Source organism: Amycolatopsis sp. VS8301801F10 (assembly GCF_046195355.1).
GTDB lineage: Bacteria > Actinomycetota > Actinomycetes > Mycobacteriales > Pseudonocardiaceae > Amycolatopsis.
The window spans coordinates 515,848-540,061 of the sequence record NZ_CP176065.1; the positions used below are offsets into that span (position 1 = coordinate 515,848).

Consider the following 24,214-nt stretch of genomic DNA (forward strand, 5'->3'; position numbering starts at 1 on the left):
CATCGTGCACAGGTCCATACTCGCAGTGATCCGGCCATCCGACCCTCGACTTTCGTAGGCAATCGCTCAGCTTCGCCCGGTGAGGAGGAATTCGGGCATTTCCCCGTCCGCGTACCGGCGGGCGTCGCGTTTGTCCAGCCAGCCGAGCACCGGCGAGGTCATGATCGTGGTGACGAGCGCGACGAGCACCAGCACGGTGAACAGGGCGGGCGAAACGATTCCGGCGGACAGCCCCACGTTCAGTGCGACCAATTGCATCAATCCGCGCGCGTTCACCAGCACGCCGATCCGCACCGCGACCGGTTGCGGTTCGCCGGTCGCCCGTGCCGCGCCCCACGACGCGCCGAGTTTGCCGAGCACCGCGACCGCGATGCAGAGCAGCGCGAACAGCAGCAGCTTCGGGTCGGCGAGCAGCGCGAATCGCGTGTTCAGGCCGGAGTAGGTGAAAAACAGCGGCAGGAACACGACCCGGCCGACCGGCATGATCCGCGCGAGCACCGCGTCGGCCGCCTCGCCGCGAGGAAACACGAGCCCGAGCATGAACGCGCCGAACACCGCGTACAGGCCGATGATGTCGGTGAACCAGGCAGCACCGAAGAGGAACATGGCGGTGACGAGCATCCGCTGATCCACCGATACCCGCGGATTGTCCATCACCCGGGCCACGATCCGGCGGACCACCAGCCACACCAGCAGCACGAACAGCACGCCGCCGCCGATGGCCGTCGCGATCGGGCCGGCAGTGCCGGCGTGCATGCCGAGCACGACCGCCAGCAGAATCCAGGCGAGGACGTCGTCGAGAGCACCGCAGGCCAGCGCGAGCGAACCGAACCTCGTGCTGCCCAGCCCGCGTTCGGTGATGATCCGCGCCATCATCGGGAACGCCGTGATCGCGAGCGCCACCGCGACGAACGCCGCCGAAACCACCGGCGACACCCCGGGTTTCAGGATTCCGGCCCAGTTCGCGCCGAGCACGCTCACCCCCACGCCGAGCGCCAGCGGCACGACGGTGCCGGCCGCGGAGACCGCGGCGACGGTTTTCCTCCCTTCCTTGAGCGCGCTCAGCCGGAATTCGTAGCCCGCGCCGAACATGTAGATGACCAACCCGATCTGGCCGCCGAGGTAGAGCAGCGTCCGCACCGAATCCGGGAACAGCCATTCCTGCACGCCCGGCGCGACGAGCCCGAGCAGCGACGGGCCCAGCAGCACGCCGGTGACCATCTCGCCCACCACCGGCGGCTGCCCGAGCCGCACGGCGAGCGCGTTCACCGCCCGGCAGGCGGCCAGGATCACCACCGCGGCCAGGAAAAACGCGGGTGCGGCTTCGGCGGCACTCATCGGGTTCCTCCTTGGAAGTGTTGGGTGCACAACCGCAGCCGCCGCGCGTCGACCACCATGTAGGTGCCGAACACCAGCTGCGCGAGGCTGCGCCACACGTCTTCCCAGCGATCGCGCACGGCCAGGTAGGCCAGCGGGGTCCGGGGATTTCTCCGCGATCCGCGCGGGGCGAGGAAAACCGGTCCGCGATTGGGGATCGACCGGGTGTGCGCGGCGCTCGTGGCGAGGCTGAACCGGCGCAGGAATTCCCGGGTGACCACGCGCATCGTCACCGGGGCGAGACCGCGCGCGGGGCACGGCCGGTTCTGCGCGACGCCGAACGGCAGGAAATTTCTCGGCTGGTGCGCGGGGCAACCAGCCCAGCGTTCCGGGTCGAACTCGTCCGGCCGGTCTACTCCGGCGTGGTGGAATTCCGGGTAGTTGAACAGCAGCACGGTGCCGGCGTCGATGGTCCGGTCGGCCAGTTCGATGTCGCCGGTGGCGATGCGGTGCGCGATGCCGAACAGCGGGTAGGTGCGCAGGCATTCGTCCAGCACGCGGTCGAAATACTCGTCGTCGTCCGGGTTCTCCGCCAGCCGGCGCTGCACCTGCGGGTGTTCGGCCAGCACCATCAGCAGATGCGCCATCGCCTCGGACATCTGCACGACCGCGGTGTTGAAGAACGTGCCCTGCAGGTAAAACACCTGCTCCTCGCGGGTGAGCCGGGACGGCAGTGGATGCGGCACGTCGTCGAGGCGGCGGCGCAGGTACTCGGTGAGCCGGGCGCGACGGCGCATGTTGCGCGGGCGCACGCACTTCAGCGCGGACACGACGTCGTCGGCGTGCCCGACGATCAGGTCCCGGGCCTCCGGCGGGCATTCCTCGCCGAACACCAGCTCGTAGTACAGCTCGGCCCAGACCGGCATCATCTCGTCGCGCAGCCGGATCAGCCGCCCCGGCCCGGTTTCGATCCGGTCGAGCACGCGCGCGGCGACCCGTTCGGTCAGCGCCTGCGCTTCCGCCTTCGGCTTGACCAGGATGGTCCGGGTGGTTTTGGCGACCTCGTCGTAGCGCGGGCCCGGTTCGAGGTGTTCCTGGTGCACCTGCGGTCCGGGCGCGAGCCAGTACCAGAACAGGTCCGACAGCGCGGCCCCCTCGCTGCGCCCGTCGGCCGCCGGATCGGCGTACACCCGGCGGAAGTCCTCGACCGGCACCTGGTAGCCCTCGTTCCCGTTGACCAGCGCGAAAATCCGGTTCCGCAGCGAGACCACGCGGCCGGGCAGCCACCTCGGGCTCGTGGCGACCAGTCCGGCCGCCCCGGCGAGCACGAGCCGTTTCATCGGACCAGGTCCGGGGTCAGCTCGCCGGGCGTGCGTGCGCCGCACAGCCCGAGCGCGGTGTCTGTTTCCTCGCGCAACCGTTCGAGCACTTCAGCGACCCCTTCCTGACCCGCCGCGGCGAGCCCCCACAGCACCGGCCTGCCGACGCCGACCGCGTCCGCGCCGAGGGCGAGCGCCTTGACGACATCCGCGCCGCTCCGCACGCCGCCGTCGAGGAGCACCGGCAGTTGACCGTCCACAACGGACACAATGTCCGGCAGGGCGGCGAGGCTTGAAATCGCACCGTCGAGTTGACGGCCGCCGTGATTGGACACTACGAGCCCGTCGATTCCGGCCGCCACCGCGCGTCGGGCGTCCTCCGGATGCAGTATTCCCTTGAGCAGCACCGGCATTTTCGTGGCTTCGCGCAACCAGTCCAGGTCTTCCCAAGTCAGGTCGGCGGGCATTTCGATGTTCCGCACGCGACCCGTCGCGTCGCGCATATTCTCGGCGGCCAACCCGGGCGGGAGATCATGGAAGGCGTGCCGGTATTCGCGTTCCCGCCGTCCGTGTATCGCGGAATCGACTGTCACCACCAATGCCCGCGCGCCCGCGTTCTCCGCCCGGCTGATGACCGCTTCGGTGAACTCCCGGTCTGACTGGGCGTATAGCTGGAACCAGAACACGTCCGCGACTTTGGCGACGTCTTCGACCGCCGTCGTCGAAGCCATGCTGCATACGAAGACGGTGCCCGCTTCCGCGGTGGCTTGCGCGGTCGCGAGTTCGCCGTCCGGATGCGCGAGCCGGTGGAATGCCGTCGGGCACACCAAAATCGGCATTGACAACGGCGATCCGGCGATTTCCACCGCCAGATCGCGTTTGCCGACTCCGCGCAGTGCCCGCGGCACGAGCACCCGGCGGCGGAATTCTTCCTCGTTGGCCCGCAAGGTGGCTTCAGTGCCCGCGCCACCGGCGTAATAGTCGTAGTGCGCTGGTTCCATCCGTTCCCGCGCGAGGGCTTCCAGCTCCGCGATCGTGCGCATGTCAGAGCTGCTTCGTGAAGAAGGCCGCCAACGCGTCCACGTGCACCGGACGGTTCCACTCGTTTTCGAGATTCTCGGTGACGTGATGGGTCGCGACCAATTCGCCGCCCTGGTAATGCCGGACGATCGGGTGCAGGTAATGGCCCTCGCCGGAATCGTTCGCGACGTCCTGGCTCGCGCGGGTGACGGTGAAGTCGAACGGGTCGATCTTGTCGTGGTCCGGTCCGTAGTCGAGGGTGATCACGAACGCGTTGGCGCTCTGCCCGATGGGGGTGTCGTGGAATCGGTCGACCGGAACTTCCTCGTAGTAGCGAGCCTGGTCGCCGTCGACCACGAGGACGTCGGCGAGAAAGCCGAACTGCTGATACAGCGCGGAAGTACGGTTGATCCGGCCGATCACGGCGTCGACCAGTTCACCGGTTTTGTTGGCCACCACCGTGCTTGGCCATTCGGTGTCGTGGTAACGCTCGTCAAGCACCTTGCAGAGCGCGCGCACGCCGTAGCGATAGCCGTGGATGAACGCGCTGGTGGCCTTCTTGAAATCGCGGGCCTGGGTGATCGTCCCGGCGAAATAGAGTCCCGGCACGTTCACCGATTCCCAGGACGACGTCTGTGCCGGGAACCGGTCGTTGATGGTCAGTTCCGGACGGCAATCCTCATCGAACATCGAGGCGTCGAACCGGAATCCGGTCGCCGCGATGACCCGGTCGTAACGGATCTCTTTGACGAGTTCATCGGCGCGGGCGAAGGCGAATTTGACGTGGTAGCCGTCGTCGTCCTTGGTGATCTCGCGGACGTCGCCGTCGAGGATCGCGTGCTGCAGCTTGAGTTGGTACATGTCGAGCACGCCAGCGTTGAACGCGCGGAGGTGCCCGACGAAGTGCGTCCGCCACGCGAGCTTGACCGGCCGCGGACCCGCGACGTGCAGCACCGCGGCGTAGGCGTTGATGCTGTCAGCGGTCTCGAACGCCGAATTTCCCTTGCCCAGCACGAGAACGCGCTGGTTGGTGAACTGCTCGGGATCGGTGTCGTAATCGGAGTACTGGTCGACCAGTTCCATCCCCGGCACATCCGGGACATACGGTTTGGTCACGCCGGTCGCCATGATCAGCCGCCGGGCACGGAACGTTTCCCCGTCCGCGGCGGCGACCGTGAAGACGTCGTCCGCGCGCGAAATTCGTGTCACCTCGGTGTCGTACCGGATTTTGAGGTCGTGTTTCGCCGCGTAATCGGCGGTGTAGCGCAGGAACGCGTCCGCCGGCGGGAACATCTCGGCGCTGTAGTCGGTGAAGAGGAGCGGGTCGGGCCCGTCGTCGAGCAGCGAGTTCCAGTCGACCCGGAGGTTCAGCTCGGGGTCGGTCCAGCCGGTGTGCTTCTTGTTGACCGAGATGAGCGTGCGGTGCCGGGGAAAGCGCGTGAAGAAGGCGGCGGGCACGGACCCGCGCTCCAGGACCAGGTAACCGCGCCCGGCCCCGCCCAGCTGCCGCCCGAGCTGCAATCCCGCCGGCCCGGCTCCGACCACCAGGTAGTCCAGCACGTCCGCCATGACACCGACCTCCCGCGTCGCCTTGAACTGACGGCGATCAGAGTGGTCGGAAGATCTCAGAAATCCCTCAGAACGTACCCGGTCCCCGGGACACCGGTGCCCCGCGGCGGAGGCGGGGCACCGGCCCGGCGGCTACTTGCCGGTGACGCGCGCGAGCGCCTCCGGGTACCGCTCGCCCGCGACCGCGTCGGCCGGAGCGGCCTTCTCGATCGCCGCGAGGTCCTCTTCGGACAGTTCCAGCTCGGCCGCGGCGACGTTCTCTTCCAGGTATTTCCGCCGCTTCGTGCCCGGGATCGGCACGACGTCGGCCCCCTTGGCCTGCACCCAGGCGAGCGCCAGCTGCCCCGCCGTGACGCCCTTGTCCGCGGCCAGCGCGCGCAGCGCCTCGACGATCGCCATGTTGCGCGCGAAGTTGTCCTCGGCGAACCGCGGCAGGCCCCGGCGCATGTCGCCCTCGGGCAGCTCCCGCACCGAGGTGACCGCGCCGGTCAGGAACCCGCGGCCCAACGGCGAGAACGGCACGATTCCGATACCCAGCTCCCGGCAGGTGTCGAGGATTTCGCCTTCGATGCCACGCGTCCACAGCGACCATTCGCTCTGCAGCGCGGTGACCGGATGCACCGCGTGCGCCCGGCGGATCGTCTCCGCACCCGCCTCGGAAATCCCGGCATAGCGGATCTTCCCGGCCTGGACCAGTTCGGCGAGCGCGCCCCAGGTCTCCTCGATCGGGACATTCGGGTCGACGCGGTGCTGGTAGTAGAGGTCGATGTGGTCGACCCCGAGCCGCTGCAGCGATTCGTCGCAGCACTGCTTCACATACGCGGCGTCCCCGCGCGCGGCCATGCCCTCGTCGGTGTGCACGATGCCGAACTTCGTCGCGAGAACGACCTGGTCGCGACGGTCGGCGATGGCCTTGCCGACGAGTTTTTCGTTCTCCCCCGCGCCGTACACGTTGGCCGTGTCGAGCAGGGTCACCCCCAGCTCCAGCGCCCGGTGCACGGTGGCGATGGACTCGCTGTCGTTGTCGCGTACGCCGTAGGCCGCGCTCATCCCCATGCAGCCGAGCCCCTGCGCCCCGACCTCCAGCGCGCCGAGCTTCCTCGTACCGATCACGCGGAAATTCCCTCCATCTCGGGCGCGACGCCGAAGGCCTTGCGCTCGATCTGCTCGTAGTTGGCGATCTTGTAGTCCAGAATGTCGAGACAACCCTGCAGCTCGGCGATCCGGTCGGCGACCGACTGCCGCTGCTCCACGAGGATCGCCTTGCGCCGTCCCGCGCTGGCCACCCCGTGCCGGCGCAGCGAGGCGTACTCGCGCATGGCCTTGATCGGCATCCCGGTCAGCCGCAGCTTCGTGAGGAAGCCGAGCCAGTTCAGGTCCTCGTCCGAGTAGGCGCGCCGCCCCGCCGAATCGCGGGCGGGCGGTTCGAGAAGCTTGATCCGTTCGTAGTACCGGAGGGTGTCGATCGACAGGCCGCTACGTCGTGCGGCTTCCGCTATCGAGTAGCTCATGCGCCCGACAGTACGACCTGGAGTGCACTCCAGGTCAAATCCGAAACCAGTGGTCACGCTCGCGTTTTATAACGTTGTTGCGTTACGCTGGGTACATGCCCCGCCCCCGAACGCACGACGAAACCCTCCGGCTGAAGCTCCTGGACCGGGCAGGCGAACTGATCTCCGCCGACGGCCCCAAGGCCCTGTCGCTGCGAAAACTGGCCGCCGACTCGGGCACGTCGACCACCGCGGTGTACTCGCTGTTCGGCAGCAAGCCGGACCTGGTGAACGCACTGTACGTAGAAGGCTTCCGCCGCTTCGGCGCCCGCCTGGCGAGGGTGCCGCTGTCCGGGGACGCGGTAACCGACCTCGTGCGCCTGGGCATCGCCTACCGCGAAAGCGCCCTCGCCGACCCGCACCTGTACGCGATCATGTTCAGCCGCTCGGTGCCGGGTTTCGAACCCAACGCCGAGGCCGACGAGGTCGCGCAAGCCACCCTGGCCCCGCTGATGGGCGTGGTCCGCACCGCTGTGTCGTCCGGCCAGTTCCAGGACGTCGCGCCGGAACTGATCACCGTCAGCCTGTGGGGTTTCGTGCACGGCTTGGTGTCGCTGGAACTGTCCGGCCGCCTGCCGGACAGCTTCAGCGTTTCCGACGCGTACGAAAAAGCCTTGCAGGCCAACGCTTCCGGCTGGCTCATCTAGCGCCGTACTGCCGGTCCCCCGCGTCGCCGAGCCCCGGCACGATGAACCCGGAATCGTTGAGCCGCTCGTCAATGCTCGACGTGACGACCCGAACCGGCAGCCCAGTCTGCTCCAGATGCGCGAGCCCCTCCGGCGCGGCGAGCGCACAGATAGCGGTGACGTCAGTAGCACCACGATCGGTGAGCAGGCGAATCGTGTACTCCATCGAACCGCCAGTGGCGAGCATCGGATCAAGCACCAGCACCGGCCGGTCCGCGAGCGACTCAGGCAACGACTCGAGATACGGAGTCGGCTGAAGGGTCTCCTCGTCGCGAGCGAGACCGACGAACCCCATCTGCGCGTCCGGGATCAGCTTGTGCGCCTGGTCAGCCATCCCCAGCCCGGCCCGCAAGACCGGAACCAGCAGAGGCGGACTGGCCAGCCGATACGCATCAGTCCGCGCGACCGGGGTGTGGATGCGCTCAGTACGCACCGGAGCATCCCGAGTGGCTTCATAGACGAGCATGACAGTCAACTCATGCAGCGCGGCCCGGAACGCAGCACTGTCGGTCCGAGCGTCCCGCATGGTCGAGAGACGAGCCTTGGCCAGCGGGTGATCGACGACATGCACATCCATGGCGACAACTTAGCCGCCGCCCCCGAAGACGCCACTCTTTCCCCCGCACCTTCGTGGGCCCGATTACTTCCGCGAGAGAACCCTCGCCGCCCCTGATTCCCCTCACGGCCCCAAACAGGCACCGATGCACCCAAACAGCGAGGCACCCAGCCCTAAAACCGCACCGATGCACCCAAAGAGCGTGGCACCCAGCCCCTCCCCCGCACCCCGATACGAAGCCTCCCTGCGGTCGGTGGGTGCTTGTCAAGGCATCTTTCCCGCCTTGACAAGCACCCACCGACCGTCAGCACACTTGGGCTTCGGGGTGCCCCACGCCGGACTGGGCGCAATGTCGCCCCCAGGGCGACGAGCCGCCCGCCGCCCTACCTCCCCCGAGAAAACCACCCAACCCACCACCGCTGCCAAGGAGTCTCAACCGCCCGCGGATGATGCTCCCTCCGCACCCACTCCACAGCCCCTCTCGGATCCACCCCGCCCAACGTCACCAAACAAGCCAGCACAGTCCCGGTCCTCCCCACCCCGCCAAGGCAAGCCACCTCCACCGCCTCCCCGGCAACCGCCCGCTCATGCAGCCCCACGATCTCCCGTCGAGCCCCCTCCCAATCCCGCGGCAGCGAAAAGTCCGGCCAAACCACCCACCGCCGCTCCCACCCCAATGAAGCGTCGTATTTGGCCCGCATCCGCCGCGATCCCACATACAACCCGAACTCCGGCTCCGGCCCCTCCGGCTTCGGCTTCCCCAGCCCGCGGCCCCGCACCACAGCCCCGTCCGGAAGCACGAGGGCCCCCACCAACGCAGATTCCATCACTCCATGATCCCGCTATCCATCGTTAGATGGACCCGAGCCCGACCCGACAGGGCTAGGCTGCCCCAGGTGAGTGAAGACCCAGCCACGCCGGGCCCGGACCAGATGCGCGTGTCGGACGCTGATCGGGAGCAGGTCGCGCAAGTCCTGCACCAGGCCCTGTCCGAAGGCCGCATCACGATCGACGAGCTGGAAGAGCGGCTCTCCAGCGTCTACTCCGCGAAGACGTTCGCCGACCTGAAGCCGGTGACCGCCGACCTGCCCGGCAGCGCCGCGGTCGCCACCGCCGCGTCGGCCTCGCTGCAGCCCGCTCCGTCGCGCGCGCTTGGGCTGCCGGACAACCGCATCGGCGGGCACCCCGGTTCCGCCATGTCGATCGGCGTCATGTCCGGGGCCGTGCGCAAGGGCAGCTGGGTCCTGCCGCAGCAGCACACGACTTTCGCGTTCTGGGGCGGTGCCGAGATCGACCTGCGCAGCGCCCGGTTCGCGGAGAAGTCGTGCACGATCACCGCCATCGCGATCATGGGCGGGATCGAGATCACCGTCCCCGACGACATCAACGTGAACGTCACCGGCATCGGTTTCATGGGAGCGTTCATGCTGGAGGACAAGTCCGGCGCGCCGCCGGCGCCGCCGACCGCCCCGACCGTGACGATCAACGGCCTCGGCTTCTGGGGCGGCGTCGTCGTTTACCGCAAACCGGCCAAGGACCTGAACGCCCCGCGGCTCGAGTCCTGACCCCGACTGCACACGACACCGACAAAAATCGCCGCTCACGGCTCGCGGCTGTGGACAACCGCGAGCCGGTGACCAGCTGTCCACAGATTCCGGTGAGCGCTCCGGCGCCTGCTGTCGCGCACCTACACTCAGCGGTATGACAGCTACCACCAGCCCGGCAGCGGCGCCGGAAACCCCGTCGCCGCTGACGGACGTCACTCGCGACGAAGCGAGCCTGCGGCGGTTCCTGCACGGGCTGCCCGGTGTCGACCAGGTCGGCGTCGAGCAGCGGGCGGCCGGACTCGCGACCCGGAGCATCAAAAAGGAAGCCAAGCGGTGGGCGATCGACACCGCGGTGTCGATGGTCGACCTGACCACGCTCGAGGGAGCCGACACGCGCGGCAAGGTCCGCGGCCTCGCCGCCAAGGCGATGCGGCCGGACCCTGAGCGGCAGGACTGCCCGCGCGTCGCGGCCGTGTGCGTGTACCCGGACCTGGTGGAGACGGCCGTCGAAGCGCTCGCGGGCAGCGGGGTGCGGGTGGCGAGCGTCGCCACCGGGTTCCCGGCCGGCCGCACGAGCCGCGAGGTGAAGCTGGCCGACACCCGGCAGGCCGTCGAGGCCGGCGCGGACGAGGTCGACATGGTGATCGACCGCGGCGCTTTCCTCGAAGGCCGCTACCTGGAGGTGTTCGAGGAGATCCGCGCCGTGAAGGAGGCCTGCGGCTCGGCGCACCTGAAGGTGATCCTCGAAACGGGCGAACTGGCGACGTACGACAACGTGCGCCGCGCGTCCTGGCTCGCGCTGCTGGCGGGCGGCGACTTCATCAAGACGTCCACCGGAAAGGTGTCGCCCGCCGCGACGCTGCCGGTCACGCACGTGATGCTGCAGGCGGTGCGCGACTGGCACGAGCGCACCGGCGAACTGCGCGGGGTCAAGCCCGCGGGCGGGATCCGGACGACGAAGGACGCGATCAAGTACCTCGTCGCCGTGCACGAGGTCGCGGGCGAGCAGTGGCTCACGCCGGAGCTGTTCCGGTTCGGCGCGTCGAGCCTGCTCAACGACCTGCTGCTGCAGCGGCGCACCCAGGTGGACGGCCACTACAGCGGCCCCGACTACGTGACGGTGGACTGACATGGGCATCTTCGAATACGCGCCCGCCCCGGAATCGCGCGCACTGGCCAATCTGAAAGAGCACTACAAGCCGTTCGTCAACGGCGAGTTCGTCGACGGTTCGGGCGAGCCGCTCAAGACGGTCAACCCGGCCACCGAGGAGATCCTCGCCGAGGTCGGCACCGCGTCGGAGTCCGATGTGGACACCGCGGTGAAGGCCGCGCGCAAGGCGTACACGTCGGTCTGGTCGAAAATGCCGGGCACGGAACGGGTGAAATACCTGTTCCGCATCGCGCGGCTGATCCAGGAACGCTCGCGCGAGCTGGCGGTGCTGGAGACGCTGGACAACGGGAAGCCGATCAAGGAGTCGCGCGATTCCGACGTGCCCACCGCGGCCGCGCATTTCTTCTACCACGCGGGCTGGGCGGACAAGCTCGGTTACGCGGGCTACGGCCCGGACCCGAAGCCGCTCGGCGTCGCGGGCCAGGTGATCCCGTGGAACTTCCCGCTGCTGATGCTGGCGTGGAAGATCGCGCCGGCGCTGGCCACCGGCAACACCGTGGTGCTGAAGCCGGCCGAGACCACGCCGCTCAGCGCGCTGGTCTTCGCCGAGATCTGCCAGCAGGCGGAGCTGCCGCCGGGCGTGGTGAACATCCTGCCCGGCGCCGGCGACATCGGAGCGTCCATTGTGGAGCATCCGGACGTCGACAAGATCGCGTTCACCGGCTCCACCGAGGTCGGCAAGCTGATCCAGCGCACCGTCGCGGGCACCCGCAAGAAGCTGACCCTGGAACTCGGCGGCAAGGCGGCGAACGTGGTGTTCGACGACGCCCCGCTGGACCAGGCGGTCGAGGGGATCGTCAACGGGATCTTCTTCAACCAGGGCCACGTCTGCTGCGCGGGCTCGCGGCTGCTGGTGCAGGAATCGGTGGCCGAGGAGGTGCTGGAGAAGCTCCGCTACCGGGTGTCCACGCTGCGGCTCGGCGACCCGCTGGACAAGAACACCGACATCGGCGCGATCAACTCGGCCGAGCAGCTGGCGAAGATCCGCGGCCTGGTCGAATCCGGCGACGCGGAAGGCGCGCAACGCTGGACCAGCCCGTGCCCGGTGCCGGACCGCGGATTCTTCTTCGCGCCGACGGTATTCTCCGAAGTCCACCAGTCGATGCGGATCGCCCGCGAGGAGATCTTCGGCCCGGTGCTGTCGGTCCTCACCTTCCGTACGCCGGAAGAGGCCGTGGCGAAGGCGAACAACACGCCGTACGGGCTGTCCGCGGGCATCTGGACCGAGAAGGGCTCGCGCATCCTGTGGATGGCGAACCAGCTCCGGGCCGGAGTGGTCTGGGCCAATACGTTCAATCGTTTCGACCCCGCCGCACCCTTCGGCGGCTACCAGGAGTCCGGTTTCGGCCGCGAAGGCGGACGCACCGGTTTGGAGGCCTACCTCAATGTCTGACCGGATTTCGGTAGCCAAAACCTACAAGCTGTACATCGGCGGCAAATTTCCGCGCTCGGAATCAGGCCGGGTCTATCCGGTCACCGATTCCCAGGGCGCTTTCCTGGCCAACGCGGCCCACGCGTCGCGCAAAGACCTGCGCGACGCGGTGTCCGCCGCCCGCAAGGCGTTCCCCGGTTGGGCGTCGGCAACTGCATACAACCGAGGCCAGGTGCTCTACCGCGTCGCCGAGGTGATGGAGGGCCGTCGCGCCCAGTTCGCCGCCGAGGTGGCCGCCTGCGAAGGCGTCGCCGCGAAAAAGGCCGAGTCCCTGGTGGACGCCGCCATCGACCGCTGGGTCTGGTACGCGGGCTGGACCGACAAGATCGCGTCGGTCCTCGGCGCCGCCAACCCGGTCGCCGGGCCGTACTTCTCCTTCACCACGCCCGAACCGACCGGGGTCGTCGGAGTCCTTGCCCCGCAAGCGTCCTCGTTGCTCGGCCTGGTGACCGTCCTGGCCCCCGTGCTGGCCACCGGCTCCACGGCGGTCCTGGTCTCCAGCGCGGACCGTCCTCTGCCCGCCATCACGCTGTCCGAGGTACTGGCCACCTCCGACGTCCCCGGCGGGGTCGCCAACATCCTCACCGGCCGCGCCGCGGAACTGGGCCCATGGCTGGCCTCCCACGGCGACGTCAACGCACTGGACCCGACGGGAGCGACCCCCGAGGACCGCGTCACCCTGGCCCAGGAAGCCGCCGGAACGGTGAAACGGGTCCTGTCCGTCCCGGACGCCGAACCGGACTGGACGGCCGAGCCAGACCTCTCCCGCCTCCGGCGCTACCTGGAAGCGAAGACGGTCTGGCACCCCATGGGCGTCTGACAGACGAGTTCACCCAGACCTCCGTTCCGGTTACCCCCGGAACGGAGGTTTTTGTCTGCGATCTTTCGAAAAATTGCGCGGCGGGCAGGCTTGGTATTTAGGTTGGGCGGCCGACCAAGAAGGAGTAGAGTGAACCGCCCCGCACCCAGGAAGCCGCGTCGCCGCTTTTCCGGACAGAGATTTCCGCAGCTGCATTACCTCCGAACAGTAGCATTCGCCCAATTGCGCGAATCGCTCGCCGATTTCCTGCAAATTCTCTCCGCCCGCACGACTAAGCGTGCGCCGTCGGCTACGGTGAATAGCGCCGTGAGGCACCGAACCGACAGTCGCGCGAAATGTCCGCCGGGTTCTGGGGAGGGCGAGGACATGGACCAGCCTGCCGCTGCCGCAGGTAAGAACTGGTTGCCGGACTTCACCTTCACCATCACCGACTCTGGAACACCCCCGCCCGGCCCAGGTTTCACGATGAGCCGCGACGACGCCCGGAGCATGCTCAACCTGGCCAGACAAGCCCGGGAACAGTTCGGCGACATGCGCAATACAGCCGCGTACTTGACCAAACTGACGCCGCCCGCGGACGAGCCGGCAAGCACTGGCTACAACCGGCGGTTAACCGGCGACGGGTCCGAGGACGGCGCGTTCGGCGCGGGCCTGGCGGCTGTCACCCGGATGTACGACTACGCGGACCAGCTCGTCCGGAAACTGGAGCAAGCACTCGGCCTCACCGAAAGAGCCGAGGAAACTGCGACCGCTGACGTGAAAGCCGCCGGCTCCGAAGCCTCGGCGAAGGGCTTCGCGGGATGAACCGTCACTCGTCAGCGCCATTTTTCGTCGCTATCGGAGCAATTGCCCTCACTGCGGGTTGCTCCGGCGGACCCGCACCGTCCGTGCCGACGACCCCGTCGCCGGCCGCCGCCTCGCTGCCCTATGCGGGAGCGCCGAAAGTCGATCGGCCTTTGCCGCCCTCGGTCCTGTCCGGAAACCCCTGCCACGACGCGCTCACGCCGGAGCAGATCAAAGAAATCCTCGGAACCACCGCCACCCCGCCTAAACCGGAAAACATCTCGGCGACCGGGCCGTCCTGCCGATGGGGGAACCTGGAGTCCGGCGCGGGGTTGAATGTTTTCTACGACGTTCGCACGCGCCAGGGCCTGAGTTCGGTCTATCAGAACACCAAGCCCAAGACGACGACGTGGCGGCCGCTGCCGCCGATCCATGAACTGCCCGCCGTCGCCTGGTCGATCTACACCGGCATCGGCCTCGATGATTCCTGCGATGTCAGCGTAGGAATCGCGGACGACTACACCGTCGACGCCGCGCTGAACCTCGGCCGCGGCAAAGCAGGAAAAGCCGACCCGTGCGAACTGACGGCCAAGGTCGCCGACATGGTCATCGGCAATCTCCGGCAGCGGGCGGGTTCGTGATGGGCTTCTTCTCGATCCTCGAGGACGTCGGCCACTGGGTCGGCGAGCGCATCGACGATCTCGGCAAGTTCTATTCCGCGGTACTCCAAGCCGATACCGGCGCCGAGGCCCTCTCCGCACCCGAGCTGGCTCACAAAGTGCTCGCCGGACCAGGCACGTCCGACTGGCACCGGGGCGCCGGCCGCGCCGCCGATCTCGGCGAGCAGCACCACGAGGCCAGCGACCTGGTCGCCCGGATGAGCACCGGACTCGAATCCGCTTGGACCGGCCGGGCCGCGGACGCCGCGCAGACCCGGATTCGGGCCCTGGCGGAAATCGCCTCCGTGTCCGCGGCGATCTACACCACCAACGGCGCCAATTTGTCCGACGTCGCGCACGGGTTCGACGCCATGAAAACCTCCCTTCAGCCGATGCCGGACCAGCCGCCGCACCTGAGCTTTATCGACCGGAGCACTCCGTGGGACACCGACGCGGAGAAGGAGATCAACCACTACAACGCGGTGGCCCAGCAGAACGTCGACCGCTATCAGGCTTACGTCCAGCATGCCCGCACCGGCAGCCAGCAGCTGCAATCCGACTACGGGCGGCTTGACGATTTCGGCGGGCGGAGCGACACCGTCAGCTCGCGGCTGAAGTCGCGGCAAGGACCTGACGAGGCGCCGGTTTTCCCGAAACCCCGAAACTCGGGGCATCCGCCGGAAGGTCCTCCGCCGACCGCCGCGCCGCCGGACAGCGGGCCGTCCGTCAGCGGGCCGTCCGTCAGCGGGCCGCCGGACAGCGGGCCGTCCGCAACGCAGCACGGGCCCGGCAGAACGCAAGGGCCCAGCGGAAAACCCAGCCCGGACATCGCACCGCAGCCAAGAACTGACGAGCGGACAACAGTTTCCGGATGGGCACCGGATCCGGCGGCGGCCACCGTCGCGCCCCGCCCCGGCGAATCCGGCAACAGCACCTCGTCGCCTGGGCTGGTCGGCATTCCCCCGCAAAACGAACCCGGAACCGCGGGCGCCACCGGTGGAATCGCGAAAGGGGAAAGCGACCGCGCAGGCGAACCCCGCGGCCGACCAGGCGGTCCACCCCCAAGACCAGGCAAGGGAACCGGCCTAGGAGAAGAAGGCCGCGCAGCAAACCCCTCCGCACGCGGCACCGCCGGCGCCCCCGGTTCCCGAGGCGCCCCCGGCATCGGCGGAATAACCCCCGCTCAGGGCAAAGGCAAAGACGAAGACCGCGAAGACCACCACCGCAAATACGGCCTCGAAACCGACTCCGCCTTCACCTTCGACGACGATGACGACGGCGAGCGCACCGTCGACCCGCGGACCGGGTTGCCGCCGACTCCTCCGACCATCGGCGGCTGAGGGGCGCCGCGATGCCGATCCTCGAGAGACCGGTCCGGATGCCCCGGCTGGCGTTTCTCGCCGTGTGGGGGCACGAGAAACTCGGCGATCCGCCCGTCGTGGTCGAGCACGCGCCGATGTTCATGACCGACGAGTTCGCCGACAAGCTCCGGGTCCAGTCGTACGGGCTGCTGGCCCGGTTCGGGCTCGCGGCGAGCGGTGCGCCCAGTCCGCGGTTGCGCGACACTCTCGAACTTCTCGCCGAGGCGCGGCGCGAGGTGTATTCCTGGAGCGATTTCCGCGCCCGGCGCGGGGACAACGGCGCGATTCTCGTCGCGGCGGCCGGGCGGGAGGCCGTGCGGCTCGTGACGGACAACCGGTCCGTGCAGCTCGAACCCGTCTCTCCGCGCGACATCAGCGGCAGCCTCGTCGATCTGCTTCCCTGCTGCGCTCCGGCGAAGCTCCGGCCGCTCAAGGTGCCCAAGGACTACTACGACAGCGCCGCCGCCGATCCGCTCGCCGAATCGTCGGCCAGCGCGGACGAACTGCGGCATCTGATGCGGGCCCGGCGCGACGCGGTGCACCTGATGCACGTCGCGGTTCGCGGGCCGGACGGCAGCCGGACGCACAGCACCCCGCTGTCCGCGATCGACCTCACCGGTCGCGGGCGCGTGCTGAGTTTCGTCAGCCCGGACGACACCGGCGGGCTGCGGATCAACGTCTACTCCGGCACCCGAGCCCACCTCGTCGACGCGCTGACGCTCACGCTCGCCGAGCTCTCCTGACCGAAGCGCACGGCCCAACATTTCGCGCCACAGCTCTATCCTTTCGCGAAATTCTCTGCCAACATGAGCCATTGGGGAAATTTCGACGCCCCGTGTCCGGCAGAGGCGCAGCAGCACGTCAGGAGGACTCCACATGACCCTGCATCCCGCTCAACCCGAAGAAGCACTAGCCCTCGAGTTCCTCGGCACCACCAGCGCGGGCGGCAACTGCCCCAACGCTTATCGCACCAACCGCGGCACGTACGTCGTCCAGGGCTACCGGGTCACCGACGCCCACGCACTGCGCCAACTGCGCGAACGCGGCCTTCCGGACACGGAAACGGCCGTCGAAATCCCGGCCGGCCTGCTCAAATTCTTCCCGCAGGAAGCCTGAGCACCACGACCGGCGCAGGCGAGGCAAGGGCATCCCGGCGATTCAGACGCACTAGACGCCCCGGATTTCTCGAAACTCGACCCCAGGTGTGGGAAGATGCCATCGGGTTCGAGGAATTCCGCATGCGTTAGCGAGGGCGAGTGCCTACCAGTTTCGAGAAACGCCGGGCAGAGCTTGGCGATCGCCTGCGCCGGCTCCGGGTCGACGCGGGCTACGAGACGGGAAAGGATTTCGCCAGGGCCATCGGCTGGAACGCGCCCAAGGTCAGCAAGATCGAGAACGGCAGGCAGACCGTCGGCGACGACGACCTCGAAGCCTGGGTCGCCGCGGTCGGCGGACCTCCGGAACTTGCCGCGCAACTGCGGGAACAACTGGTCGAGGTCCGCGACGCGCACGCCAGCTGGAAAGAAAAAGTCCGCGACGGACACCGGGCCAGACAAGAGGAATCCATAGCAAGAGAAGCCAGAGCGCTACGAATTCGGGCGGTAGACCTCCGAATTGTCTCCGGATTACTGCAAACCCCGGAGTACGCGCGGCATACGCTGCTGGCCCACGCCCGGATCCACGGCGGCGCGCAGGACATCACCGAAGCGGTCCGGGCGCGGATGCAGCGCCAGCAGATCCTCTACGAACCCGGCCGGACCATCGAACTGCTCACCTCCGAGGCCGCGCTGCGGTATCCGAACGCGCCGCGCGAGGTGATGATCGGGCAGGTGCACAAGCTGCTCGCGCTGCTCGGCACCCCCAACATCCGCTTCGGCATCATCCCGGCGGACGTCGTCGTGCCCTATCCGGTGACCGCCGACTTCTGGGTCGTCGACGACGTCGCGATGGTCGAAACCCCCGAAGGCGAGCACATCGCGAGCGACGTCGACCCGTACCACGAGGTCGCGGATCTACTGTGGACAGTCGCGGCCGAGGGAGACGCCGCCCGGGAAGTGCTGCAGCGGGTTCTCGAAGCACTCACCCAGGCGGACTGACTCCCGGAAACCCTTACGCCGCAGGCGCTTCGCCCGCCGTCAGGGTGCCGACGTCCAGGTTGTGGCTGTCGGAGCCGGCGTCCACCGCGCCGAAGGTCCAGTCCACCGTCACGTTCGGGTCGATCGGGTCCCCGTGCGGGTTGGAGTCGGCCGGGGCGGTCATGGTCACCGCGTTCGGCGTCTCCTGCTCGTCGTCGGACCCGATCGCGGTCCAGTGCAGCGGCACGTACGCCGACGAACCGTTCGCGATCAGCACTGGCGGCGCGTCAACCGGCGCTTCGTTGTTGACGAGGACGTTGTGCGCACCGACCAGGTTGACGTCGGCCCGGCCAGGCAGGAGGCACCGCTCGCCTTCGTTGGCGGTGAACTGCAGCGCCGCGTTGCGCTGGCCCGCGCCGGCCCCGCCGTAGACGAGCTTGGTGCTGAACTGGTTCGCCGTGCACTGCAAGGCCGACGAGTCCGCGGTCGTGGCGCTGGCGGTCCCGGCGAAGAGAGCGGCCGCTCCCCCGGCGACGGCGACCGCGACGGCGATTCGGCGGATGTTCTTCATGATTCGTCCCCTCCCGTGTTTTCCGGTGGCTCCGCACCGGCTTTCACGGGGTAAGACGTCTCCGCCCGCGACGCGATGGCCCGTTGTGAGATCACCCCCGCGGGAGCAACCCCAGACGGCCCGTCACGTCTGAAGAAACGCCTCAGAGCAAATCTTCTTTGCCGATCGGCCGCCCCGGCAACGGCGTAGCCGGACCAGCTCGCAGGCCGTCGATCATGATCGCGATGTTGCGGGCCGTCGCCATCTCCGGCGATTTCAGCCGATGCGCGGGCAGCTGGCGGATGAGGCGGGCGAACAGCACCGCGACGTCTCCCGCACCCACGTCCTTGCGCAGCGTCCCCTCGGCCTGCGCCCGGCCGACCAGCCCTTCGACCTCGAGCAGCACCGCTTCGCGCAGGTGCGCCACCTCGGGGTCGTCCTTGAGAATTTCGTGCGCGCGCTGCGACAACATGGCCAGCTGCATGGACAACTGCAGTTCCGCGCCGTGGTAGAGCAGCTGCACCAACGCTTCCCACGCCGTCGGCGCTTCCCTCGACAGCCGCCTGGCGTGGTCCAGCACGCCCGCGAAGTTGTCCACCGCGACCGCGCGGATGAGCGCGTCGCGGTCCGGGAAACGCCGGTAGAGGGTGCCTACTCCGACGCCGGCCGCGCGCGCGATCTCCTCCATCGGGACCTCGGGACCGTGGCTGGCGAAGATGCCGCGAGCCGCGGCGATGATCTGGTCGCGGTTGCGTTGCGCGTCCGCTCGCAGCGGCGTCTCGGGGTCTGCACTCATGCCCGGCCTTCCGTCTTTCCGGTTGGCGCGCATTCTCGCATGCCGGGTCAGCTGCGCAAACGTGCCGGCGGCCGGGCAAGAGACAGTGATTGTCACCCCGATGCTAGTGGACGGCGATCCTCCACTTCGGTACCTTGGGCAGTGAACCGGAATGTAATCCTCCACATTCATTCCGTAACGGGGCAAACCCACCACAGGGGGTTCAGATGACCGAAGTCGCCCAGCCCGTCCGCACCCAGCCGGAGAAGGCCGCGTTCCCGATGAAGCGGACCTGCCCGTTCGCGCCGCCGCCGGGCTACGACCGGTTCCGCGACGCTCGCGCGCACTACGTCGAGCTCGAGCACAGCGGCCAGCGCGCCTGGGTGCTGCACCGGCATGAGGATCTGCGGGCGATGCTGAACGACCCGCGCTTCAGCTCGGACCGTTTCAACCCCGGCTTCCCGATCCTGTTCAAGGACGGGGTGCAGCGCCGCCCGCGGCTGCGTCCGTCGCTGATCGGGATGGACGCGCCGGAACACGGCCCGGCGCGGCGCGGCGTCGTCGGCGAGTTCACCGTCAAGCGGATGAAGGCGCTGCGGCCGCGCATCCAGGAGATCGTGGACCAGCACATCGACGCGATGCTGGCCGGGGACAAGCCCGCCGACCTGGTGTCCGCGCTCTCGCTTCCGGTGCCGTCGCTGGTGATCTGCGAACAGCTCGGCGTGCCGTACTCCGATCACGACTTCTTCCAGAAGCACAGCTCGCGGCTCCTCAACCGAGAGGTCTCCGCCGACGAGCGCGGCGCGTCGGTCGAAGCGATGCAGAAGTATCTGTCCGACCTGGTGTCCGCGAAGGAAACCGCACCGGCGGACGATCTGCTCAGCCGCCAGATCGAGAAGAAGCGCGAGGAGGGCGCCTACGACCACGACGACCTCGTATCGCTGGCGTTCCTGCTGCTCATCGCCGGGCACGAGACCACCGCGAACATGATTTCGCTCGGCACGGTCGCCCTGCTGGAGAACCCCGAGTCGCTCGCCGCGATCAAGGAGGATCCGGGCAAAACCCTCGACGCCGTCGAGGAACTGCTGCGTTACTTCACCATCGCGGAATTCGCCACCACCCGCGTCGCGCTCGAGGACGTCGACATCGCCGGCGTCACCATCAAGGCAGGCGAAGGCGTCCTCGGCCTGAGCTACGCGGCCAACTTCGACCCCGAGGTCTTCCCGGAGCCCGAGCAGTTCGACATCTCCCGCGGCGGCAGGCACCACGTCGCGTTCGGCTTCGGCGCGCACCAGTGCCTCGGTCAGAACCTCGCGCGGATGGAACTGCAGATCGTGTTCGACACCCTGTTCCGCCGCGTCCCGACGCTGCGTCTCGCCGCGCCGGTCGAGGAGTTGCCGTTCAAACACGACTCCGGCGTCTTCGGGCTGTACTGCCTCCCGGTGACCTGGTGAAGGGGAAACGATGACTGCCACTGAAGAACTCCGCATGCCGGTCGCCCGCACCTGCCCGTTCTCGCAGCCGGAGCAGTACGTCCGGATGCGCGAGACGAGTGCGCTCACCCGCGTGCGGATCCCCGGCGGCAAAGAGGCCTGGGTGGCCTCGCGGCACGAGGAAGCCCGGCAGATCCTCGGCGACCGCCGGTTCTCCTCGGACCGGTTCCTGCCCAATTTCCCGTTCCTGGCCGAGGGCGGGGCCGCGATCCTCACCAACACCAAGCAAAAAGCCATGATCTCGATGGACGCGCCCGAGCACGGCGAGGCCCGCCGCGAGGTGCTCGGCGAGTTCACCGTCAAGCGGGTCGAGGCGATGCGGCCGCGGATCCAGGAGATCGTCGACGGCCTGATCGACGAATTGCTCGCCGGGCCGAAACCGGCGGACCTGGTGGAAAAGCTGTCGCTGCCGGTGCCGTCGCTGGTCATCTGCGAACTGCTCGGCGTCCCGTACGCCGACCACGACTACTTCCAGCAGCGCACGATGGCGCTCATCCGCCGCAGCACCACGGTCGAGGACCGCAAGAAGGCGTCCGAGGAATTGCGCGGGTACCTCGGCGATCTCGTCGCGGCGAAGGAGAAGGACCCGACCGACGACCTGCTCGGCAGGCAGATAGTCAAGCGCCGCGAACAAGGCAATTACGACCACGACGCCATGATCGGGCTGGCCTTCCTGCTGCTGGTCGCCGGGCACGAGACCACCGCGAACATGATCTCGCTCGGCACCATCGGGCTGCTGGAGAACCCCGGGCAGCGCGCGACGATCGAGGCCGATCCGGGCAAGACGCTCCTCGCGGTCGAGGAACTGTTGCGCTATTTCACGATCGTCGAGGGTGCGACCGCGCGGGTGGCGACCGAGGACGTGGAGATCGGCGGCGTCACGATCAAGGCCGGCGAGGGCGTGCTCGTGCTGGGCTACGCCGCGAACTGGGACCCGGACGTGTTCGAAAGCCCGGAGAAGCTCGACCTGGAACGCGGCGCGCGCCACCACGTCGCGTTCGGGTTCGGGCCGCACCAGTGCCTCGGCCAGAACCTGGCGCGGATGGAGCTGCAGATCGTGTTCGACACGCTGTTCCGCCGTATCCCGACGCTGAAGAGCGTGCTGCCGGTCGACCAGATCCCGGTGAAGGAAGACGCCACGATCTTCGGCCTGTACCAGCTGCCGGTGACCTGGTAGAGATCAGAGTGCTCCCACCACAAGCCAGGAAGAGGCCATCATGAAGATCATCGCGGACACCGGCAAGTGCGTCGGCGCGGGCCAGTGCGTGCTCACCGAGCCCGCGCTGTTCGACCAGAGCGAGGACGACGGCACGGTCATCGTCCTCAACGACACTCCGGACGGCGAGCTGGTCGAGAAGGCGCGCGAGGCCGTGAACATCTGCCCGAGCCAAGCGCTTTCGCTGGAGGAGTGACCGGACCGGTCCCCGGTTTCCGGCCGGGGACCGGCCTTTCACCCCGGAATACGGACGGCGGTCACCGCGGCGGTCGAGTAATTCGTCGTCAGTCGGCCGCCGCGTGCGTCGATCGCGGCGCCGACCTCGGCCAGCACCTGGTCGCGCTGTTCCGGCGTCGCCACGGTGACGCCGCCCTGCGTGGCGAGCAGGTCCAGCCACTCGTCGCGGCGGTAGTCCTGCGTCCAGTCGTACCGCCAGTTCTCCGCCTTGCCGAACGCGCCGGTCCCGGCCAAGCCGTCCGCGGCTTTGTCGAGCATCGGCTGGTAGGCGTCGGCGCTGGGGCTTTTCAGGTAGTTGCCGCTGAACGGCGAGTCCGGCATCGCCCGGCGCAATGCGTCCGCCAGCGCCCGCGAAATTTCTTCCGGCGGCATGAACACGTGCCAGAACGCGACGAACCGGCCGCCCGGACGCAGCACCCGCGCGGCCTTGGCAGCGCCCGCGGCCGGGTCGACCCAGTGCCAGGCCTGCCCGGACACGAGCGCGTCGAAAGTCCGCCCGGCCGGGTCCCAATCCTCGAATTTCGCGACCTCGACCGGGAAATCGCGCCGGGCGAACTCCGCCATCCGCGCGTCCGGCTCCACGCCGAGCACGACGGCGCCGCGGGCGTGGAACTGCCGGCCCTCGATGCCGGTGCCGCAGCCGACGTTGAGAATCTCCTTCCCCGGGCTGGCCTCGAGCACGGCGGTCACCAGTTCGTCCGGGTAACGCGGGCGCGCCCGGTCGTAGCGCTCGGGATCAACGCCGAACGACTCCGCCATGGTCCGGTGCTGATGCGGTTCGGGACGAGGTAAAGTGGGCATGTGCCCACCATAGTGGGCAAGCGCCCACTATGGCCAGGAAGGACCGTGAAGTTGCCCACCGGGATCCATCTCCGCGACGTCCGCGCCCAGCTTTTCGACGCCGCGGAACGGGTTTTGCTCCGCGAAGGCCCGAGCGGCCTCACCAGCCGCGCCGTCACCACCGAGGCGGATTGCGCGAAGGGCGTGCTGCACCGGCATTTCGAGGATTTCGACGCGTTTCTCGCCGCACTGGTGCTCGACCGGATCCAGCGCCTCGAAGCCCGGGCGGGCGAGCTGCACGCCGGGACCGGCGACGTGGTCGAGACGGTGGCCGAACTGCTCACCGAGGTCTTCTCGTCGGTCGCGGTGTCGATCGTCGCCCTGATCACCTTCCGCGACGAACTGCGGCACCGGCTCCGGGCCGCGCGGCCGGGTCCGGGGATTCCGCTGGCGACGGACGCGGCGAACGTACTCGCGGATTACCTTGCCGCGGAACGAACTCTCGGCAGGCTGGCCCCGGACGCCGACGTGCGGACGCTGGCTCCGACGCTCATCGGGGCAGGCCATCTGCTTTTCGCGGACCGCACCGGGGAGCCGCCGAGCGAGGAAGCCGTCCGCCAGATGGCGGCCACCGTCCTCGCGGGAGTTCTCCGCTGACTCACCCGATGCCGGTCGCCACCCCGGCCACACCGACAGGGCCAAGGCACCCAGCGCGCCGACCGCTCCGTAACGCGTCAACGTGCGCCGGTCGGCGCGGTGCCGGACGTATTGCGCGACAGCCGCGGCGAACGCGAGACCCCCAGCGAGGAACCACGGTCCCCAGAGGTAGAGATACCAGTTGACCAGCTCAGTTGATTCAACGACCAAGGCTGCTGTCTTGACCAGCACGCCCTGCACGACGAACAGCCCGCCGTGCCAGGTCAGCAGGATCGCGGCACCGCCGCCGCAGAACACCGCCACTCGGCTGAGCCAGCGGCCGCGCGGCTGCGTCAGACTGACGCCGACCACCGCACCGAAAACCTTCAGCAGCCCGGTAAGCACCAGGACGGCCACGAACCACGGCACCCGGTCCTGCGCGAGTTTCACCAGCGACGGCGACACCGTGGACTGCGCTCCGAAGGTGCTGCCGGTCGCCCAGACGAAGCTGGGGATCGCGAACACCACGCCCCAGACCGCGGCGGCGTAGCCTGGCCATTTGCTCAACTTGGCTTGCTTCGACGACATGCGTTAAGCGTCGCCTGGACCGAGGCGGAGAGGATCGGGCGAGAGAGGGAAGCGTCTCCCCCGCGGGAGCTAGG

General features: G+C 68.4%; 26 protein-coding genes and 1 pseudogene. 15 read left to right on the forward strand and 12 right to left on the reverse strand.

The genetic code is table 11. The annotated features are described in order from the left end of the window. Positions 1-66: 66 nt before the first annotated feature. The 6 genes from F9C11_RS02425 to F9C11_RS02450 form a co-directional block, all read right to left on the reverse strand. Entirely contained in the window at positions 67-1,338 is a 1,272-nt protein-coding gene (locus F9C11_RS02425) for a cation:proton antiporter (protein WP_409183326.1), read from the reverse strand. Next, entirely contained in the window at positions 1,335-2,657 is a 1,323-nt protein-coding gene (locus F9C11_RS02430) for a cytochrome P450 (RefSeq protein WP_409183327.1), read from the reverse strand. The genes F9C11_RS02425 and F9C11_RS02430 overlap by 4 nt, the downstream gene beginning before the upstream one ends. Further along, a complete protein-coding gene (locus tag F9C11_RS02435; RefSeq protein WP_409183328.1) occupies positions 2,654-3,679 on the reverse strand; it encodes an alpha-hydroxy acid oxidase in 1,026 nt (341 codons plus the stop codon). The genes F9C11_RS02430 and F9C11_RS02435 overlap by 4 nt, the downstream gene beginning before the upstream one ends. A 1-nt stretch (position 3,680) precedes the next feature. Continuing rightward, positions 3,681-5,225: an NAD(P)-binding domain-containing protein gene (locus F9C11_RS02440; RefSeq protein WP_409183329.1), complete on the reverse strand. Its 1,545-nt coding sequence runs from the start codon at positions 5,223-5,225 to the stop codon at positions 3,681-3,683. 132 nt (positions 5,226-5,357) lie between these two features. Then, positions 5,358-6,338, reverse strand: coding sequence for an aldo/keto reductase (locus tag F9C11_RS02445; protein ID WP_409183330.1), 981 nt, complete (start codon positions 6,336-6,338; stop codon positions 5,358-5,360). Continuing rightward, positions 6,335-6,736: a MerR family transcriptional regulator gene (locus tag F9C11_RS02450; protein ID WP_409183331.1), complete on the reverse strand. Its 402-nt coding sequence runs from the start codon at positions 6,734-6,736 to the stop codon at positions 6,335-6,337. The genes F9C11_RS02445 and F9C11_RS02450 overlap by 4 nt, the downstream gene beginning before the upstream one ends. 95 nt (positions 6,737-6,831) lie before the next feature. On the opposite strand from F9C11_RS02450, the gene F9C11_RS02455 reads away from it, so the two are divergent. Beyond that, positions 6,832-7,422, forward strand: coding sequence for a TetR/AcrR family transcriptional regulator (locus tag F9C11_RS02455; RefSeq protein ID WP_409183332.1), 591 nt, complete (start codon positions 6,832-6,834; stop codon positions 7,420-7,422). Here the strand turns inward: F9C11_RS02455 and upp are convergent. Together upp and F9C11_RS02465 are read right to left on the reverse strand one after the other, a co-directional pair. Further along, positions 7,415-8,038, reverse strand: a complete 624-nt coding sequence (upp, locus tag F9C11_RS02460) for a uracil phosphoribosyltransferase (RefSeq protein ID WP_409183333.1) — start codon at positions 8,036-8,038, stop codon at positions 7,415-7,417. The genes F9C11_RS02455 and upp overlap by 8 nt on opposite strands. A 362-nt stretch (positions 8,039-8,400) precedes the next feature. Further along, positions 8,401-8,844: a protein tyrosine phosphatase gene (locus tag F9C11_RS02465; RefSeq protein ID WP_409183334.1), complete on the reverse strand. Its 444-nt coding sequence runs from the start codon at positions 8,842-8,844 to the stop codon at positions 8,401-8,403. 105 nt (positions 8,845-8,949) lie between these two features. Here F9C11_RS02465 and F9C11_RS02470 point away from each other — a divergent pair, with 105 nt between their 5' ends. From F9C11_RS02470 to F9C11_RS02515, 10 genes are all read left to right on the forward strand, one after another. Then, on the forward strand, positions 8,950-9,582 hold the full coding sequence (locus F9C11_RS02470; RefSeq protein WP_409186792.1) for a DUF1707 domain-containing protein: 633 nt from the start codon (positions 8,950-8,952) through the stop codon (positions 9,580-9,582). A gap of 136 nt (positions 9,583-9,718) precedes the next feature. Then, entirely contained in the window at positions 9,719-10,693 is a 975-nt protein-coding gene (gene deoC, locus F9C11_RS02475) for a deoxyribose-phosphate aldolase (protein WP_409183335.1), read from the forward strand. A gap of 1 nt (position 10,694) precedes the next feature. Further along, a complete protein-coding gene (locus tag F9C11_RS02480) occupies positions 10,695-12,128 on the forward strand; it encodes an aldehyde dehydrogenase family protein (RefSeq protein ID WP_409183336.1) in 1,434 nt (477 codons plus the stop codon). Continuing rightward, complete coding sequence (locus F9C11_RS02485) at positions 12,121-12,987, forward strand: aldehyde dehydrogenase family protein (protein ID WP_409183337.1); 867 nt, start codon at positions 12,121-12,123, stop codon at positions 12,985-12,987. The genes F9C11_RS02480 and F9C11_RS02485 overlap by 8 nt, the downstream gene beginning before the upstream one ends. Before the next feature lie 222 nt (positions 12,988-13,209). Further along, positions 13,210-13,791, forward strand: coding sequence for a hypothetical protein (locus tag F9C11_RS02490; protein WP_409183338.1), 582 nt, complete (start codon positions 13,210-13,212; stop codon positions 13,789-13,791). Then, the gene (locus F9C11_RS02495) at positions 13,788-14,411 is read left to right on the forward strand and encodes a DUF3558 domain-containing protein (RefSeq protein ID WP_409183339.1); all 624 of its coding nucleotides are present in this window, start codon (positions 13,788-13,790) and stop codon (positions 14,409-14,411) included. Before F9C11_RS02490 ends, F9C11_RS02495 begins: the two co-directional genes overlap by 4 nt. Continuing rightward, positions 14,411-15,769, forward strand: a complete 1,359-nt coding sequence (locus F9C11_RS02500) for a hypothetical protein (RefSeq protein ID WP_409183340.1) — start codon at positions 14,411-14,413, stop codon at positions 15,767-15,769. The genes F9C11_RS02495 and F9C11_RS02500 overlap by 1 nt, the downstream gene beginning before the upstream one ends. 11 nt (positions 15,770-15,780) lie before the next feature. After that, on the forward strand, positions 15,781-16,533 hold the full coding sequence (locus F9C11_RS02505) for an ESX secretion-associated protein EspG (protein WP_409183341.1): 753 nt from the start codon (positions 15,781-15,783) through the stop codon (positions 16,531-16,533). Positions 16,534-16,666: 133 nt separating this feature from the next. After that, positions 16,667-16,906, forward strand: coding sequence for a hypothetical protein (locus F9C11_RS02510; RefSeq protein WP_409183342.1), 240 nt, complete (start codon positions 16,667-16,669; stop codon positions 16,904-16,906). A 140-nt stretch (positions 16,907-17,046) separates the two neighbouring features. Next, positions 17,047-17,886, forward strand: coding sequence for a helix-turn-helix domain-containing protein (locus F9C11_RS02515; protein WP_409183343.1), 840 nt, complete (start codon positions 17,047-17,049; stop codon positions 17,884-17,886). 13 nt (positions 17,887-17,899) lie between these two features. Here F9C11_RS02515 and F9C11_RS02520 read toward each other — a convergent pair whose 3' ends face one another. Continuing rightward, a complete protein-coding gene (locus F9C11_RS02520) occupies positions 17,900-18,436 on the reverse strand; it encodes a DUF4232 domain-containing protein (protein ID WP_409183344.1) in 537 nt (178 codons plus the stop codon). Between the two features lie 142 nt (positions 18,437-18,578). After that, positions 18,579-19,211, reverse strand: coding sequence for a TetR/AcrR family transcriptional regulator (locus F9C11_RS02525; RefSeq protein WP_409183345.1), 633 nt, complete (start codon positions 19,209-19,211; stop codon positions 18,579-18,581). Positions 19,212-19,417: 206 nt separating this feature from the next. Between F9C11_RS02525 and F9C11_RS02530 the strand changes: the two genes are divergently transcribed. From F9C11_RS02530 to F9C11_RS02540, 3 genes are read left to right on the forward strand one after another with little or no spacing between them, the layout of a single operon-like run. Continuing rightward, complete coding sequence (locus F9C11_RS02530; RefSeq protein ID WP_409183346.1) at positions 19,418-20,644, forward strand: cytochrome P450; 1,227 nt, start codon at positions 19,418-19,420, stop codon at positions 20,642-20,644. Between the two features lie 10 nt (positions 20,645-20,654). Next, entirely contained in the window at positions 20,655-21,860 is a 1,206-nt protein-coding gene (locus tag F9C11_RS02535) for a cytochrome P450 (RefSeq protein WP_409183347.1), read from the forward strand. Positions 21,861-21,900: 40 nt separating this feature from the next. Next, on the forward strand, positions 21,901-22,095 hold the full coding sequence (locus tag F9C11_RS02540; RefSeq protein ID WP_037356317.1) for a ferredoxin: 195 nt from the start codon (positions 21,901-21,903) through the stop codon (positions 22,093-22,095). A gap of 38 nt (positions 22,096-22,133) precedes the next feature. On the opposite strand, the gene F9C11_RS02545 is transcribed toward F9C11_RS02540, so the two are convergent. Continuing rightward, complete coding sequence (locus F9C11_RS02545) at positions 22,134-22,937, reverse strand: class I SAM-dependent methyltransferase (RefSeq protein WP_409183348.1); 804 nt, start codon at positions 22,935-22,937, stop codon at positions 22,134-22,136. Positions 22,938-22,988: 51 nt separating this feature from the next. Here F9C11_RS02545 and F9C11_RS02550 point away from each other — a divergent pair, with 51 nt between their 5' ends. Beyond that, positions 22,989-23,573: a TetR/AcrR family transcriptional regulator gene (locus tag F9C11_RS02550; RefSeq protein WP_409186793.1), complete on the forward strand. Its 585-nt coding sequence runs from the start codon at positions 22,989-22,991 to the stop codon at positions 23,571-23,573. 189 nt (positions 23,574-23,762) lie between these two features. Here F9C11_RS02550 and F9C11_RS02555 read toward each other — a convergent pair. Then, positions 23,763-24,140: pseudogene (locus F9C11_RS02555) on the reverse strand (DUF3995 domain-containing protein); the annotation flags it as partial. Positions 24,141-24,214: the final 74 nt, after the last annotated feature.